The 15,302-nt window shown below is 63.0% G+C and carries 11 protein-coding genes; 3 read left to right on the top strand and 8 right to left on the bottom strand.

The window, feature by feature from the left end; all coding sequences use genetic code 11:
- The first annotated feature begins 105 nt into the window (after positions 1–105).
- Together AACQ43_RS21315 and AACQ43_RS21310 are read left to right on the top strand one after the other, a co-directional pair.
- Complete coding sequence (locus AACQ43_RS21315; RefSeq protein WP_076362780.1) at positions 106–432, top strand: hypothetical protein; 327 nt, start codon at positions 106–108, stop codon at positions 430–432.
- Positions 433–651: 219 nt separating this feature from the next.
- Positions 652–1,002 carry a hypothetical protein gene (locus AACQ43_RS21310; RefSeq protein WP_076362781.1) on the top strand — a complete coding sequence of 117 codons (351 nt, stop codon included), beginning with the start codon at positions 652–654 and terminating at the stop codon, positions 1,000–1,002.
- A gap of 58 nt (positions 1,003–1,060) precedes the next feature.
- Here AACQ43_RS21310 and AACQ43_RS21305 read toward each other — a convergent pair whose 3' ends face one another.
- The 3 genes from AACQ43_RS21305 to AACQ43_RS21295 form a co-directional block, all read right to left on the bottom strand.
- Complete coding sequence (locus AACQ43_RS21305; protein ID WP_016352223.1) at positions 1,061–1,480, bottom strand: hypothetical protein; 420 nt, start codon at positions 1,478–1,480, stop codon at positions 1,061–1,063.
- Between the two features lie 159 nt (positions 1,481–1,639).
- Positions 1,640–2,641 carry a sensor domain-containing diguanylate cyclase gene (locus AACQ43_RS21300; RefSeq protein WP_168968649.1) on the bottom strand — a complete coding sequence of 334 codons (1,002 nt, stop codon included), beginning with the start codon at positions 2,639–2,641 and terminating at the stop codon, positions 1,640–1,642.
- A 187-nt stretch (positions 2,642–2,828) separates the two neighbouring features.
- On the bottom strand, positions 2,829–3,749 hold the full coding sequence (locus AACQ43_RS21295; RefSeq protein WP_168968637.1) for a helix-turn-helix transcriptional regulator: 921 nt from the start codon (positions 3,747–3,749) through the stop codon (positions 2,829–2,831).
- Between the two features lie 75 nt (positions 3,750–3,824).
- Here AACQ43_RS21295 and AACQ43_RS21290 point away from each other — a divergent pair, with 75 nt between their 5' ends.
- Positions 3,825–4,223, top strand: coding sequence for a VOC family protein (locus tag AACQ43_RS21290; RefSeq protein WP_168968636.1), 399 nt, complete (start codon positions 3,825–3,827; stop codon positions 4,221–4,223).
- 308 nt (positions 4,224–4,531) lie between these two features.
- Here AACQ43_RS21290 and AACQ43_RS21285 read toward each other — a convergent pair whose 3' ends face one another.
- From AACQ43_RS21285 to recC, 5 genes are all read right to left on the bottom strand, one after another.
- Positions 4,532–5,308, bottom strand: coding sequence for a hypothetical protein (locus AACQ43_RS21285; RefSeq protein ID WP_168968635.1), 777 nt, complete (start codon positions 5,306–5,308; stop codon positions 4,532–4,534).
- Between the two features lie 288 nt (positions 5,309–5,596).
- Positions 5,597–5,938, bottom strand: a complete 342-nt coding sequence (locus tag AACQ43_RS21280) for a DUF6678 family protein (RefSeq protein ID WP_248281033.1) — start codon at positions 5,936–5,938, stop codon at positions 5,597–5,599.
- A gap of 151 nt (positions 5,939–6,089) precedes the next feature.
- Positions 6,090–8,129, bottom strand: a complete 2,040-nt coding sequence (recD, locus tag AACQ43_RS21275; RefSeq protein WP_168968633.1) for an exodeoxyribonuclease V subunit alpha — start codon at positions 8,127–8,129, stop codon at positions 6,090–6,092.
- Positions 8,126–11,743 (bottom strand): exodeoxyribonuclease V subunit beta, encoded by a 3,618-nt coding sequence (recB, locus tag AACQ43_RS21270; protein WP_168968632.1) that lies wholly within the window; start codon positions 11,741–11,743, stop codon positions 8,126–8,128. Before recB ends, recD begins: the two co-directional genes overlap by 4 nt.
- Complete coding sequence (gene recC, locus AACQ43_RS21265) at positions 11,743–15,093, bottom strand: exodeoxyribonuclease V subunit gamma (RefSeq protein WP_168968631.1); 3,351 nt, start codon at positions 15,091–15,093, stop codon at positions 11,743–11,745. The genes recB and recC overlap by 1 nt, the downstream gene beginning before the upstream one ends.
- Between the last annotated feature and the right edge of the window lie 209 nt (positions 15,094–15,302).

Genomic DNA, 15,302 nt, shown 5'->3' with positions numbered 1-15,302 from the left:
GCGACCGACCCCCCTTCGTCATGATGTGCGGCTGCCAGGCGGCGCTGCGCACCCTGACTTTTCTGCCGCCATCTTGCGGCGAGTCATACCAAGGAGACCAATATCATGATCAACAAGAGCCTGACTCTGTTAATGCTGGCCGGCCTGGCCCACACCGGCCTGGCCCAGGCAGCCCTCCCCGCTGACGTCAGTGCCGCCCCCGGTCTGCTGTTCGTCAACTGGCACGATGCCGTCAGCAGCAATGAGGCACACCCCACCCTGGTGATCCGCAACGCCACCGGCGACGTGCTCAAGCGGGTGCCTGCCACGTTGCAGGGGATGCAGCAGGTGCGTTTGCCGATGCGGGCCCAGGGTGACCTGACCCTCAGCCTGGACGGCGAGAGCAGCAGCTATCGCATGCCCTACAGCGTCGGCAGCGGTCGCCAACGCTAAGCCGGCCACAGCCTAAAAATACCCCGCCAGCGGGCGACGCTGACGGGGTATTTTTATTTCCCGTCCGGCATGCGTCCGGTCAAGCCCTGTACAGGGTCACCGTGTCACACTCTGCTACAAAATAGGCTTCAACTGGCAAAGTTCAGACACCAGTCTGGTGTTTACTTGAGGTCAAGGCGAGCAAGCCGACCCCGAACTCAATCCGCAAGGAGATAGACCATGAAAAACCTGACCAAGACTCTGCTGACCGCCACCCTGATCCTTGGCCTGCCGCTCGGCGCCTATGCCGCCAGCGAAGCCGTCACCACCGCCCAGCCCGGCATGATGACCGACTGCCCGATGGATGGCAGCGGCATGATGGGCGGCAAGCACCATGGCGGCCGCCACGACAAGATGGCCCGCATGCAGAACATGACGCCGGAGCAGATCCAGACTCACCTGCAGCAGCGCTACGACAAGATCGAAGACCCGGCCAAGAAGGCTGAATTCGTGAAAAACCTGAGCCTGCGCGCCGACGGCATGACCAAGCACGCCGAAGCGATGAAGCAGTTCGCCGAAGCGCATCAGTAATTCGACAAGCAGCAAAAAGGGGCCCGTGGGCCCCTTTTTTCATGCACGTCTTTCAGACTCAAGCCTTGGTCTTGTCGACCAGGTTCAGGGTCTTGACGGTCTCGCCTTCGAACTTGATAAGCACGTTCTTCTGAGCGGCTTCGGCATCCTTGAACAGGGTCTTGGAGGTCTCCGCCAGCATGGGAGATACCTTGTTCAGAGCGCCCAGGTCATAGGTCCACACTTCCAGACCGGCTTCGGTCTTGGTGCTGGCCGGTGCGCCCAGCTTGTCCTTGATGGCCTGCTTGTTGGAGCCGCCTTCCTTGATGTCCAGCGCCTTCTTGATCGCTTCATTGGAGGCGCTGTCCATGGCGGTGCCGGCCATCTCTTTGGCAGTGCTGGTCACGCTGCTGGTCACTGTGTCGGTCAGGGAATCCATCAGACCGGCGTTGGCCATCAGGGGCAGTGCAGTCAGGGCAACCAGGATGCTCTTTTTCATCATTTCATCTCTCGCGGGGGATTAAAGAGCGCGCATCAGACCAGCGTACTCGTACGGAGTCAAGATGAGGGTGCGGTCAAGACGCATTCGGGGGGGATAACCAGAATAATCCGACATGGCGGCGAGCTCACCGAACCGCCGACGCCGGCTATGGACGGACTACTCGCAGATCTGGTTCTTGCCTGTCAGCTTGGCCTGATAGAGGGCACGATCCACCCGCACCATCAGCTGACTCATGGGCTCGTCCGGCTGGTACTCGGCCAGCCCGAAGCTCATGGTGATGTCGAAGTGCTGGCAGACCCGCGACTGCACCAGCAGCTCCCGCAGCTTGTCGGCGACCAGCCGGCCATCGGCCCGGCCGGTATTAGGCAGCACCACCATGAACTCGTCACCGCCCCAGCGGGCAATCAGATCGATTTCACGGATGTGGCTGCGCACCAGCGCCACTATGTTGATCAGGGTCTGATCTCCGGCATGGTGACCGTGGTTGTCGTTGATCAGCTTGAAGTCATCCACGTCCATGGCGATGACGCAGAAGGGCTGCTGGAAGCGCTTGGCCCGCTGACACTCCTGGCGAATGGCCCGCTCCAGCCGGTAGCGGCTGGCGGCACCGGTCAGGGTATCGGTCTCCGCCAGCTGGCGGTTCTCCTCCGCCTTCTGCTGCAACGCCTCGTTGAGCCGCACCAGTTCGGCGGTGCGCTCGGCAATCTGCTGCTCCAGGGTATGATTGCGCCGCTCCAGCTGCTCCAGCAGCAGCTTCTGGGCATGGATGTTGCGGTGGGCACCGATCATCCGGGCCACCGACCCATCCGGGTTGCGGGCGATGATGCGGCCATAATCCTCGATCCAGAGGTAATCACCATCCTGCCTGCGGCAGCGATACTCGACCCGGTAGTCGGGGGCGGCGCCGCTCAGATAGGCATCGAAGCTGGTCATCACCCGCTCCATGTCATCGGGGTGGATCACGCTCTCCCAGGTGAAGACGTTGTTGCCCAGCGTATGGGGCTCGTAACCCAGCATCTGATACCAGCCCGGGTTGCGATAGACGAAGCCGGTATTGGCATTCCAGTCCCAGATCCCGTCGCTCACCACCGCCAGAATACCGTGTATCACGGCCTCGCTGACGTCCGAGATCCTGATCGTATCGCTGTCCTGCAGCATGGAGACCATCCTTGTCTTGCCGCCCCGCAGGGTACGGGGCATTCCAGTCTGATGTTGAGAAATGACAGCGGCAGACGGCTGCACAGCCCGCTATCCGTTGATCGATGAAAACCGCCCCGCTTGTTCCGGTTATCGGCCGCAATCGGGTTCGTCTGAATAACAGTAGCAACCAGTGTGGCTCAATATTTCACCCTTGTCCGGTTTTAAAGGCGGGATGATGCAGGCTGCGATAGTGGCTGGGCGCCAGGCCATGCTGACGTTTGAAGGCGGTGGAGAAGTGGTACTCGTTCTTGAAGCCGCACTGCTCGGCCAGCCGCTTCACCGAGTCGGCCCGGCTGGCCAGCAAGAGCGCCGCCCGCTGCAGCCGCAGCCGTTGCAGCAGCGCCATGGGCGCCAGCGCAAAGTGCTGCTGGCAGAGCCGGTAGAGCTGGCGTTCGGAGAGGTGCAGGGCGCCGGCCATGCGCGCTATGTCCCACGGCTCGGTCAGCGCCTCTTTGAGCAGCAATTCAAGGCGCAGCGCCAACCGCTCGCCGCGCCGCTGCCCCTCCCCCTTCTGCAACAGACGGCGCAGGTAGAAGCCGAGCTGCTCTACCAGCAGGGCGCTGAGCAGCGGGTCCTGATGGCGCTCCTGCTCCGCATAGAGGTTCTCGAGCGTGCGCAGCACGGTGGCCTGCTGGGAGGTGCAACCAAGCCGGGGGTGGCTGGCGAAGGCATCCCAGGGGGAATCCTTGTGCAGCAGCAGCCACACCAGCTCCCACTCGCTCGTCTCGTTCAACGGCAGATCCAACGGCTCATTAACCTGCTCAATAGGCTGCTCACCAAGCTGGTAGCAGAGCGGCTCTCCGGCCGGGATCAGCGCCCACTCGCCGACCTGCAACCGCTCGCGGCGATCGCCTACCTGCACCTCCCCCTCACCGCCCAGGGTCAGCAGAAAACAGTGCACATCGGCAAAGCGGCGCGCGATGCGGTAACGGGTCTTGAGACGGGAATAGCCCGCCAGCCACACCTGCTCCTGTGCGAGGGCTGGCAGCAGGCTGTCACAGCAGATCTGCTCGCGGCAGTCGGGGGAGACATCGATAAGATCGGTGTTGGCAGTTTCAGACATCATCAGGACGGGCTCAGCCATGTCGAAGGATTAGGCCCCAGCATAGCATCAAGGGCATCGAGTCACAGGAGACCAGCCATGCATATCCATCATGTCGCCATCTGGGCGCAGGATCTGGAGGCGCTCACAACATTCTACTGCACCCTGTTTGGCGGGCAGGCCAATGAGCGCTACCACAATCCAAGCAAACAATTCAGCTCTTACTTCGTGCGTTTCGAAGGGGGTGCCAACTTGGAGCTGATGCATACCCCCATCCTGTTTCCGTCGGATCTGCACCTGCCGCACCCGCTGCAGGGGCTGGCCCATATCGCCTTCTCCCTCGGCAGCATGGAGGAGGTGGACAAGATGACCGCCCGCCTCAAGCTGCTCAAGGGCGCCGAGGTGAAACACCTGGACGGCCCCCGCTGGACCGGCGACGGCTATTACGAGAGCACCTTCCTCGATCCGGAAGGCAACCGGCTGGAGCTCACCATCTAATACCTGAATGCTCCCCTCACCCCGCCCTCTCCCAAAGGGAGAGGGGATAAAGCGGCACCTGGGAGATGATCGCTTACCACACCGGTTCGGCTAACCGCAATACCATCAGTCACGTAGGTTCGATTAGCGAAGCGTAATCGGACAGCGTATTTGCTCCCTTCTCCCCTTGCGGGAGAAGGGTCGGGGATGAGGGGTAGGAAAAAGAGAGTTCGCGGTAAACGTTGGGCTTCGCTACGTTCAGCCACAACCTACAAAAGCGGTAGGTTGGTGCTGAACCTGCGAAACTCAACATACGAGATGATCAACAGTTAAATACTCAGGCCATGTCTCGACTCATCCGATAGTGGATTTTTTAAGGCTTCTTGGTATGCCGCCTCGCATTTTCGCCAGAACGCATAATGAGATGCACGCAGCTCCATTTCGACGTTTGCGTCAAAGTGAACCGAAAATATATATCGCACTGAGCCCAGGCTTATTGAACTTTGAAAGCTTGTGGGGATTTGTGTTTTTGAATCGAAATGAACAATAAGTCCTCCGTGCGCTGCAAATTTATACTCTCCGAGTTTATGGCGATATGCCTCATAGGTCGGGTCTGCATCAATTCTTAGAAAAATAATGTTTCGCCTAGACTGCCCTATGGCGAAATCGCAAGCTTCTAATGGACGGGGGCCACATGATTCAGCAACATGGCAACATAATAGTTTGGAAAAGTATCTAAATACATTGAAGTACTCCTCTGAGCCAGAGGTATATTGTGGCAAGCTGAATACTAACGAAGGATCACGACCCTCTGACAAAAACGAGAAGACCAAAGCATGAAACCGGTCGAATTCATGGTCAGCAGCTTGTGTACGAGTTCCATTACACAAGGAACACATCCGAGCAGAGAAGTGGAAGGCTCGGGACTTCGGGCCTTGTGCCAAACGAGGAATACTTTCGCCATCGAATTTTCCGATAAACATAACATCCTTCCCGAAAATTTTTCGCAAAGCAGAAGCTTTTATTTTGTGCTCTCCAGTGAGAGATTTACCCGACCCGCACAGACAACAATTTTCTGCTTGGTACGGTTCAAAAAATTTCCCCATCAAAAGGCTCCAAAGATACTCGTAATTGGCGGATTAAACTCTGTAGTGCAACACCTACTTTAAAATCAGGCCTCCTTGAGTTACTCGCAAAAGTTCACCTGAGGTTTTTTAAATACCAGACATATACGGGACCTTGAAGTTGAACCGCTTTTTGAAGGCTGAAAATACCGCCACCGTCACTAGGCTAAAATGACTGCTCTATGTATTATCCCGACCTCCCCGCCAATTTAGAATAATGTTCGGTCTTTTTCCATATCCCTCGAGTCATCAGGGCTCCCGCATCGGTGTTCAAATGCTGGTTAACTCCAAGTAGTCCATCGGTTTACCGAGCGGTGCATAGCCGTAGACCCGAAATACATTCCCGATCCGCTCTCCGGGCACCCGCACCTGTAGCAACACGTCCTGCACGGCTGAGGTCTGCTCAGGCGACGTGGTTTCTATTTCCAGCCACTCGATATGCTCGTAGCCACCCACTTTAAAGTGATAGAACCATTCCCCATCCCAATCAGATAGATACCGGCTGTGCAGGTCCCGCACACGCCACCTGGGAGAGATAACTCCCAGCGCATACATACCGAGCCGGATTTCTTCCCACCTAGTGGCATTCATCAATCGCACCAGTTCCATCATGCCCTCATCCAATCCAGATTCACTGACACAGTGGCCACAGATATCCCTCTTTCCTATCGCTGATTGGCGTGCGTATATACCCTTTAATGAAAAACGAGCAATCATTAGCAAGGCATTATCGGGTAGTAAAACCTCTCACCGCCGCCATCAATCACTCCCCCAACCTCTCCGCCAATCCGGAATAACGCTCGGTCTTTTTCCGCACTGCTTGGGCCAGCAGGGCGCGATCGCCGTAGAGATCGAGCCGCGCCTTGGCGCGGGTGATGCCGGTATAGACCAGCTCGCGGGTCAGCAGCGGGCTGGGGCTGTCGGGCAGCACCAGCACGGTATGGGCAAACTCCGATCCCTGGGATTTGTGGATGGTCATGGCGTAGACCGTCTCGTGGGGCGGCAAGCGGCTGGGCAACAGGGCACGCAGGGTACCGTCCGGCTGCTCGAACCACACCTTGAGCCGGCCGGTTTCATCGGGCAGGCAGAGCCCCATATCACCGTTGTAGAGGCCAACCCCGTGATCGTTGCGCACCACCATCACCGGGCGACCGGCATACCAGTCGCCGTCGCGGGCAATCAGGCCGGCCCGTGACAAGGCCAGTTCCAGCCGCTCGTTTAGCCCCAGCACCCCGAACGGGCCATCGCGCAGGGCGCAGAGGATCTGGAAGCTGTTGAATGCCTTGAACACGGCGGCGGGCGCTTCCCCCGCGCGGGCCGCTTTCAGATAGCTGCCGTAACCGGCCACCCCCTGGGCAATCAGGGCATCGTAGGCCTCCCCCGCCCAGGGGTGCAGGCTGATATCCCTAAAGCCCATGCCCCAGACTGATTCCACCGCCGCGGCATCGCCGCTGTTGCAGGCGCGTGCCAGCTGGCCGATGCCCGAATGCTGATCAAAGCGCCAGCTCTTGGCCAGCAGACAGAGGCTGTCGCGCACCGGAGCCCCTGCGGGCGAGCCCTGCAAACGGTAGCCGGTCTGGCGGGAGAGCCAGTCCGCCTGCGCCGGGCTGATGCCCTGTTCGATAAAGCTGCAGATATCGCCGAGCACGGCCCCCGCCTCCACCGAGGCAAGCTGATCCTTGTCGCCAAGCAGGATCAGGCGGGCGTGGCTCGGCAGCGCATCGAGCAGGCGCGCCATCATCGGCAGATCGACCATGGAGGCCTCATCCACCACCAGCAGGTCGAGGTGCAGCGGGTTGCCCGCGTGGTGGCGGAACTGGCTGCGCCCCGGAATGACCCCGAGCAGTCGGTGCAGAGTGCCCGCCTCGGTGGGGATCGCCTCCACCCACTCGGGGGGCAGATCGAGGGCCTGCAGGGCAGAGCCGATACTCTCGGTGAGGCGCGCCGCCGCCTTGCCGGTGGGGGCCACCAGCCGGATCGCCGGGGCCTTGCCCGCTTGCAGGCCGGTCTCCACCAGAATGGCGAGCAGTTTGGCCACCGTGGTGGTCTTGCCGGTGCCGGGGCCGCCGGAGATCACCGCAAAGGGGCGCGCCGCCGCGGTGGCCGCCGCCAGCTTCTGGCCGTTGCAGCAGAGCGCCTCGGGCACCAGCGCATCCAGTTTGCTCAAGTCGCTCGCCGCCTGGGCGCTGGCCAGCAGCCCTTCGATGGCGGGCCAATCCACCTCGTTCGGGAACACCAGATCGAGATACTTCAGGGTAAAGTGGCGGGCCGAGAAGTCGGGGGCGAGGCGGGCCTTGAGCAGCGCCGCGAACACCAGTCCGTAGTCGCGGGCAAACAGCCGCGACAGGGCCGGGGCTATTTCCGGCCATTCGGCTCGTTCACTCAAGGCGCGCAGATGGCGGGCCACCCCCAGTTCAAAATCGTGGTAGCGGGTGAGATAGAGCCGCCCGTGCCACAGCCGCAGCGGCCAGCGCGGGACGAGCCCCTCATCCTGCTCGCTGCCAACCAGGGGACTCTCTGCAAACAGGGCGGGCCAGCGGGCAGGATCCGCCAGATCGGCCAGCAGATCCCGGCTCTGATCCGGATCCAGCCCGAACGGGCGCAAAGATCCAGCTGTCAGCATCTCAAGCGGCAAACAGACATGCCCGCGCCCCAGTTCGAAGCAGGCGAGCGCCGCCCCCAGCACCAGCTCGGGGCTGCCGCCAAGGTCGGCCACCAGCCTGGCAAATTGCAGATCCAGCTGGCGGATACGGCCAGCCAGCGCCAGGGCCTTGAGCCGTTCAATCATCATGGTGCCGTTCATGCTTCTACCCCGTTATCCGATACCCCGGCGAGGGCGGGCGCCGCCCCCTCGCCAAACAACCGATCCAGCCCCAGCACCAGCTCACGGCTGGGGCGGGTATGGAAAATCCCCCCCTGCGGCATGCCGCGCAAGAACAGATAAAAGACCCCGCCAAAGTGCTGCTCGAAGTCGTAGCCCGGCAGGCGCAAGGTGAGCAGCCGGTGCAGCGCCAGCGAGTAGAGCTGGTATTGCAGGTCGTAGCGGTGCTCGGCCATTGCCTGCTCCAGCGCCGGGAGGCTGTAATCGGCCGGGCTCATGCCGAGGTGGTTGGATTTGTAGTCGAGCAGATACCAGCGCCCCTGCCACTCGAACACCAGGTCGATAAAGCCCTTGAGCATCCCCTGCACGGTGGCAAAGCTGAGCGGCTTGTTGCCGCGTGACAGCGGGTCGTGCTGCTGGCAGAGCGCGGTGAGTGCCGGTGCCGTCACCCGCCCCATGGGCAGGAAGAATTCCAGCTCCACCTGCTTGCGCTCGGGGGCCAGATCCCGCAGCCGCACCGGCTCGCCAAAGCCCGTTTCCAGCGGGGTATCGAGCACCGCCTCCACCTGCTGCTGCAGCACGGGCGCCCAGCTTTCGTCAAAGCCATCCTGCGCCAGCAGGGTGGCGATGTGTTCTGCCAGCGGCTCGTCGCCGGCGCTTTGAAAGTCGATGGTCTCGAACAGACTGTGCAGCAAGGTGCCGGGGCGCGCCCCTTTCGGGAAAGTAAAGATGGAGGGCGGGGGCGCCTCTTCCTGTTGTGCTGTAGACAGGTCGGCAGCCAATGCGGCTGCCTCGGTGACGACCTCGTCATCGAAGCCCGGATTGGCCAGCACCCCCTTGCTGTGGCCGTGGCCCTGCGCAGCCAGCCCGGAGTAGGAGCTGATCCACCAGTCCCGCTCAAGGGTACCGGTAAAGTGGCGCACCTGCGGCTCGCCCAGTTGCTCCTCCTCCGCCGCCATGGGGGCCGGGCGGGTGAGCGAGGGCTCACCGACGGCCACTCCGGGCAACGCCTGTGCCAGCTCGGTCAGAGCGGTCGCCAGCGTCGCGGCATCCCCCTCCTCGCCCTTTTGCAGCAGGTAGCCGATGGCGGTCTGGTGCAGGTCGGTCTTCTCCGACTTGCCATTGCCGGAGCGCACCGGCGCCAGTCCCAGCCAGGTGGCGTAGACGCCCCGGGTCAGCGCCACGTAGAGCAGCCGCAGGTCTTCGGCAAGGCGCTCGCGGTCGGCCTCGGCCAGGGATTCCTCGGCGCCGGTGAGATCGAGCACGGTGCGATTGCCCGCCCCATCCGCTTCGTGGAACAGCGGGGTATCGGCAGCGCGGTGGCTGCAGATGAAGGGCAGGAACACCAGCGGATACTCCAGCCCCTTGGATTTGTGGATGGTGACGATCTGCACCAATTTCCGCTCGGATTCGAGGCGCAGTACCTGCTCCGCATCCTGGCCGTCGGGGCGACTCGCCGCCTCCCCCAGCCAGCGCAGCAGGGCATATTCACCATCCAGCTCGCAGCTCACCTGTTGCAGCAGCTCGCCGAGGTGGAGGAAGTTGGTCAGCCGCCGCTCGCCGTTCGGGCTCGCCAGCAGGGAGGAGGCGAGATTGCGCCGGTGCAGCAGGGCGCGCAGCATGGCCAGCACGCCGCGCTTGTGCCAGATCTTGCGGTACTCCATAAACTCCTGCACCGCGCTCTCCCACGCCCGTTCGTCACTGGCGAGCTCGTCGAGCGCCCTGGCGTCCAGATCGAACAGCCCGGTGGCGAGCGCCGCCCTAAGGCTGCGCTCCTCCCCCGGGTTCTGGCAGGCGTGCAGAATCAACAAAATCTCCCGCGCCTCCACCTGCGCCAGCACGCTCTCGCGATTCGACAGATAGACGGAGGCGATGGCGAGCCGCGCCAGCTCCTGCTGCACCAGCTTGCCCTCGGCGCCGGTGCGCACCAGCACGGCGATATCCCCGGCCTTCACCGCCTTGTCACCAATCAGCGCCTTTCCTTCGCGGGCCAGGGTCAGCAGGCGGTGGATCTCCACCGCCGTGGCGCGGGCCATCCGGCTCTGGTAATCCCCCTTGTTGAAGGTGGGTTGGCCGGTGAGCTGCCAGCAGTGGAGCACGGGAGCGGCTTCGCCATCCAGCAGCAGCACCTTGCTCTTGCCCTGCGCCTCCACCGGCAGGAAGGGGATATCCGCCTCGTAGATAAAGGGATCCTTGGCCCGCTCGAACAGGCCGTTGACCGCCGCCACCAGCGCGCGGCTGGAGCGCCAGTTACGCCCGAGGGTGTAGTGGGCGCTCACATTTCGCCGCGCCTGAATGTAGGTAAAGATGTCGGCGCCGCGAAAGCCGTAGATGGCCTGCTTGGGGTCACCGATCATCAATAGCGCCGTGTCGGTGTGGCCACCGTAGAGACGGTGGAAGATGCGGTACTGCTGGGGATCGGTATCCTGAAATTCATCGATCATCGCCACCCGGTAGGTGGCGCGAATGCGCTCGCACAGCCGCTCGCCAAGGCCGGAGCCAAGCGCGCCGTCGAGGTCTTTCAGCAAGTCATCGAACGAAAGCTGATGAGCTTGCCGCTTGCTGGCCTGCATCCGGCTGCGCACCACCACCGCCGCCCGTTGCAGGATCAGATCCCGAATACCGGGGCGGCTCGCCAGCAGTTCATCGATCTGACTTAACAGCGGCAGGGTCGGCACCGCGCCCCCCTTCTTGAGGTTCTCCTCCAGCACCGTCTGGCCGAAGCGCTCCAGCTCCTTGGGAATGGCGTAGCCGCTGTGCTCGTCCTGCGCCCAGTCGGCTATCTTGGCAAGCCAGCCTTCGTAGTTCTTGCCGGTGTAGCGGCTTACTTGCCCATCCGTCTGGCGGCGGATCTCGTCCCCTTGCGCCAGCCACTCGCGCTTCACCGCCTCAATGCGGGCCATGGCAACGCTGTGCCGCGCCGCCAGGGTCTCGTCCCCCGCCGGCGGGCGCATCTCCAGCTCGCTGTTGTCGAGCCAGCTGCCCATCTCCCGCAGCAGGGCGGCGGGGCTCGGCCAGAGCGCACGCACCGCGCTGGCGAGGGGCTTGTCCACCGGATAGAACTCGGATCGCCAGTAGTCGCTCACCGCCTGCAGCCTGAGCTGGCTGTCGTCGGTGAGAAATTCGGTTTCAAAGAGAGCGCCCGACTCGAAGGCGTTCTGTTTCAGCATCCGCTGGCAGAAGCCGTGGATGGTGAAGACCGCCGCCTCGTCCATCTGCCGTTCGGCGGCCAGCAGGCGGCGGGCCGCCAGCTCGTGATCCTCCACCTCCGCCAGCAGCTGGCTCAGCAGGGCGTCCTTGCTCTCACCGCGCATGAAGGCGAGGCGTGCCTCGTGGATGCGGGCGCGGATCCGGCCGCGCAGCTCGGCGGTAGCCGCCTCGGTAAAGGTCACCACCAGAATTTCGGTCACCGAGAGCGGCCGCTCGTGGGCGCTGGGTTGACCAACATCGGCGCCTTCTTCAATGAGCGGGCCGTGGCCCAGCAGCAGGCGCAGGTAGAGACCGGCGATGGTGTAGGTCTTGCCGGTGCCGGCAGAGGCCTCGATCAGTCGCTCGCCATAGAGGGGAAAACGCAGGGTATTGAGCGGGTTGGCCATTATTGCAACTCCTCCAGGCTCTTGAGCAGCGGGGTCAGGTGTTCACGGGCCAGCGCCTGCAGCTGGGCCAGCACGGCCTCGTCGAGTTCCGGGAAACAGCGGGCGACATAAGCGTCTTCCCCCTCCCCCTTGGCCATGTAGCCGCCGTTGAAGCGGGTGAGGGCCGCCTTGTCGGCCGCCTCCGGTTTCTCCGGATCCTTCTCGATCGCCTTGAGCCAGTCCCAGGCGGTGCTCGGGAAGAAGGGCAGCGGCCGCTTCATCCCCTGCATCCAGAGCGCCACCAGCGCCGCCAGCTTGGGCCGCGCCTCGTCGGCCGGGAGCCTGGCCAGCCGCAGACTCTGCTTGGCGTCAAACAGCAGGGTGTCGCCGGGGGCGTCGCTCAAGGAGAGGCAGAGGTGCTGGATCCAGCCCAGCAGCAGATCCTTGCCGTTGAAGCTGCCGGGCTTGATCACCAGCAAGCGCCCCTTCTGGGTATCGATCCACCCTTGCAGCTGACCCTGAGCCAGCGCGATATCGACCTCCACCGCCTGTTTCTCTGCCTCATTGGCCGCCACCCAGGGCCGCAGCCGATCCGCCAGCTTGCCCATCTGCTCGTCCAGATCCTCCAGCAGCAGGCTGCCGAACCACCCTTGCGGCAGCAGGCCGGTGAGCTGCAGCCGCTCGCGACGCACGGCACTGTCCCCTTCCGCCAGGTGAGCAGCGAGCAGCAGGTCTTTCAGCTGATAATGTTGCAGGCCGTCCAGCTCGAACGGTTCGCTCTCCTCGATGTTGGCTTCGTTGAGTTCAAACCACACCTTGAGACGGCGGTTGAGGAAGTAGCGGGCTGGCTGGCGATAGAAGCGCAGCAGCTCAGCCAGCTCCAGCCCCTGCTCCTTGCCCCATTCGGGGGGGAGCGGCAGCTCGCCGCTCTGGAAGTTGGCCGCCCCGCGCTGCGGATGGAGGGCCGGCAGCCAGTCGGCGGCATAGGTAAAGAGGCCGGAGCCTGCCGCAGGATAGAAGTAGGCGTGGCTGTAGGGGGTGAGCGGATGCTGGGTGATCAGGTGCGCCAGCAGTCGCTTGCCGGAGCTCTCGTCATCGAGCTTCTCATCCCCCGCCAGCACGAAGCCCTGCCGCACATAGTCGATGAGTTCGGCCAGCAGCACCGAGGGCACCTTGTCGCTGTTGTCCTGCGCGCTGAAGCCCTGATAGCTGATGTAGAGCCCCTGCTGGGCACTCAGCAGGGCCTCGAGAAACAGATAGCGGTCGTCATCACGACGGGAGCGATCCCCCCGCCGGCCCGCTACCGCCATCAGGTCAAACCCCATGGGCGGCAGGGTGCGCGGGTAGACGCCGTCGTTCATGCCGAGCAGGCAGACCTGCTTGAAGGGGATGGAGCGCATCGGCATCAGGGTGCAGAAGTTGACCTGACCGGCGAGGAAGCGCTGGCTGGAGCGGGACTCCCCCAGCACGCTGCCGAGGTAGTCCTGCAACAAGTCCGCACTGATGGGCTGCTCGAAGCGAGCCTCGCCAAGCTGGGCAAGCCAGTCGGCCAGCTGGCTGCGGATCAGCTGCAGCTGGCGCTCTTCATCCTCGTCGGCCAGATAGAAGCGCTCCAGCAGCGCGTTGAGGCAGGCGACCCACTCCCCCAGCGGCTGCGCCTGTTGCAGGCGGGGCAGGAATTCGGCCAGCGAATCAACGAACCAGGCGAGCTTGCCGAGCGCCAGCCCCTGCTGACCCTCGATATCGGCGTAGGGCAGAATGCCGGCCACCGGCTCACCGTCCCCCATGGCAAAGCCGAGCAGCATGCGGCGCAGGCCGAACAACCAGCTGTTGCCAGAGAGGCGCGGCAGATCGAAGCGCTCGGGGTAGCCGTCATCCAGCCCCCAGCGGATGCCGGTCTCCTGCACCCAGACCCGCAGCTGGTTGAACTCCTCGTCATCCAGCTCGAAGCGGCGCAGCACGGCGGGCACCTCGAGAATGGCGAGCAGCTCCCCCGCACCGAAGCGGGCATTGGGCAGCCTGAGCAGGGCGAGGAAGCTCTGCAGCAGCGGGCTCTCCTGACTGGCCGCCCGATCCGACACCGCGAAGGGGATCTGGCCACGCGCGCCGAACACCGCCTGAATGTAAGGGCCATAGCTGTTCACGTCCGGCATCATCACCACCACGTCTTTTGGGGTGAGGGAGGGGTCCTGCTCGAACAGCGCCAGCAGCCGGTCGTGCAGCACCTCAAGCTCGCGCATCGGGCCATGGCAGGCGTGGATCTGCAGGGATCCATCGGCCGGATCGAGCGGGCTCTTGTGGTGGCTGGCGTCGAGATCGAACTGGCCGGCACCCCGTTCAGCCAGCTCCAGCACATCCTTCTGGATGGCGTGCAGCAGCTTGATATTGCCCTTGGCATCCAGCTCGTCGATATCAACGAAGGCCTCGATTTGCGGCACCTCCAGCTCCATCAGCTGATGCAGGTAGTCGCGCCCCAGCTTACCCATGGAGGCGAGCAGCGGGTTGGCGGGGCCCTGCAACGTCTCGATATCGGTGCCGGGCTTGAGCTTGTTCTCGAGGCGCGCCAGCGTCTTGCGATCCAGCAGATCACCCCAGTAGTAGCGGCAGGGGTTGGTGACGAACAGGTGCACCTCCACCTCCGGCCGGCTGCCGAGGGCCAGCAGCGCCTCCACATAGCGGGGCGGCAAGGCCGAGATGCCAAACACGAACACCCGCTGCGGCAGCTTGCCCGGCAGCGTGGCGGTGCGCTCCAGCTCGTGGATAAACTCCTCGTAGAGGTTGGCACGGTGGTAGCCGCTCGGAGAGAGCGCCAGCGTGCGGGCCACCAGCTCGCGCCACAGCTCGGGCTGCCAATCCTGACCGCTCACCCCGGCCAATTCGGGCCCCAGCCCTTCCCCCTCTTCCCAACGGGCGATCCAGTCCGGCCGGTAGACCAGATACTGGTCAAAGAGATCCGCCACCTTCTGGCAGAGCTGCCACAGCCGCACCTGCTCGGGATCCTTGGCAGGATCCGCGTCCTCCCCGCCCAGATAGGCGGCCAGTGGCGCAAAGGCCGGGCGATCGAGCAGGGCGGGCAGAATGGTCATCAGCTGCCAGCTCATGGAGCCCTTGTTGTAGGGGCTCTGGCGCGGTACGTCCGCCAGCACCTGGGTGAACATCTCCCAGATAAAGCTGGCGGGCAGCGGAAAGTCGATATTGGCGGCAATGCCAAAGGCTTTGGCCAGCTCCAGCTTGAGCCACTGGGCCATGCCCGGGCTCTGCACCAGAATTTGCTCGCGCTCGAAGGGGTGAGAGAGAGGGGCCTGCCGGATGCGGCTCACCAGCAGCTCTTTGAGCAGATCCAGCTGATTGGAGTGGTAGAGGGTAAACATGGGCAATTCCCGCCAGAGCAAAAGAGGGGTCAGCGCGGGAAAACCTCAAGGATCCCCGTCACTTCACAGGTATCGGGATTGTCGGGGATCGGGGGAGAAGATGCAAAAGGCGCTTGTTGTCGCCGATCACGTCGCCGTCATCTAGCGCAGGCAAATGTGACGGGCATAAAAAAGCCGGTGCGATTGCACCGGCCAAAAGGCGTTGGAAA

The organism is Aeromonas sp. DNRA1, assembly GCF_963888745.1.
In the GTDB taxonomy this organism is placed as follows: Bacteria; Pseudomonadota; Gammaproteobacteria; order Enterobacterales; family Aeromonadaceae; genus Aeromonas; species Aeromonas hydrophila.
The sequence above is the reverse complement of the archived record's forward strand: the minus strand, read 5'-3'. Positions and strand labels throughout refer to the sequence as shown.

Bases quoted from the DNA above. Each gene is read 5' to 3' on its own strand.
- AACQ43_RS21315 (WP_076362780.1), top strand. From the start codon at position 106: ATGATCAACAAGAGCCTGACTCTGTTAATGCTGGCCGGCCTGGCCCAC.
- AACQ43_RS21310 (WP_076362781.1), top strand. From the start codon at position 652: ATGAAAAACCTGACCAAGACTCTGCTGACCGCCACCCTGATCCTTGGC.
- AACQ43_RS21305 (WP_016352223.1), bottom strand. From the start codon at position 1,480: ATGAAAAAGAGCATCCTGGTTGCCCTGACTGCACTGCCCCTGATGGCC.
- AACQ43_RS21300 (WP_168968649.1), bottom strand. From the start codon at position 2,641: ATGCTGCAGGACAGCGATACGATCAGGATCTCGGACGTCAGCGAGGCC.
- AACQ43_RS21295 (WP_168968637.1), bottom strand. From the start codon at position 3,749: ATGATGTCTGAAACTGCCAACACCGATCTTATCGATGTCTCCCCCGAC.
- AACQ43_RS21290 (WP_168968636.1), top strand. From the start codon at position 3,825: ATGCATATCCATCATGTCGCCATCTGGGCGCAGGATCTGGAGGCGCTC.
- AACQ43_RS21285 (WP_168968635.1), bottom strand. From the start codon at position 5,308: ATGGGGAAATTTTTTGAACCGTACCAAGCAGAAAATTGTTGTCTGTGC.
- AACQ43_RS21280 (WP_248281033.1), bottom strand. From the start codon at position 5,938: ATGATGGAACTGGTGCGATTGATGAATGCCACTAGGTGGGAAGAAATC.
- recD (WP_168968633.1), bottom strand. From the start codon at position 8,129: ATGAACGGCACCATGATGATTGAACGGCTCAAGGCCCTGGCGCTGGCT.
- recB (WP_168968632.1), bottom strand. From the start codon at position 11,743: ATGGCCAACCCGCTCAATACCCTGCGTTTTCCCCTCTATGGCGAGCGA.
- recC (WP_168968631.1), bottom strand. From the start codon at position 15,093: ATGTTTACCCTCTACCACTCCAATCAGCTGGATCTGCTCAAAGAGCTG.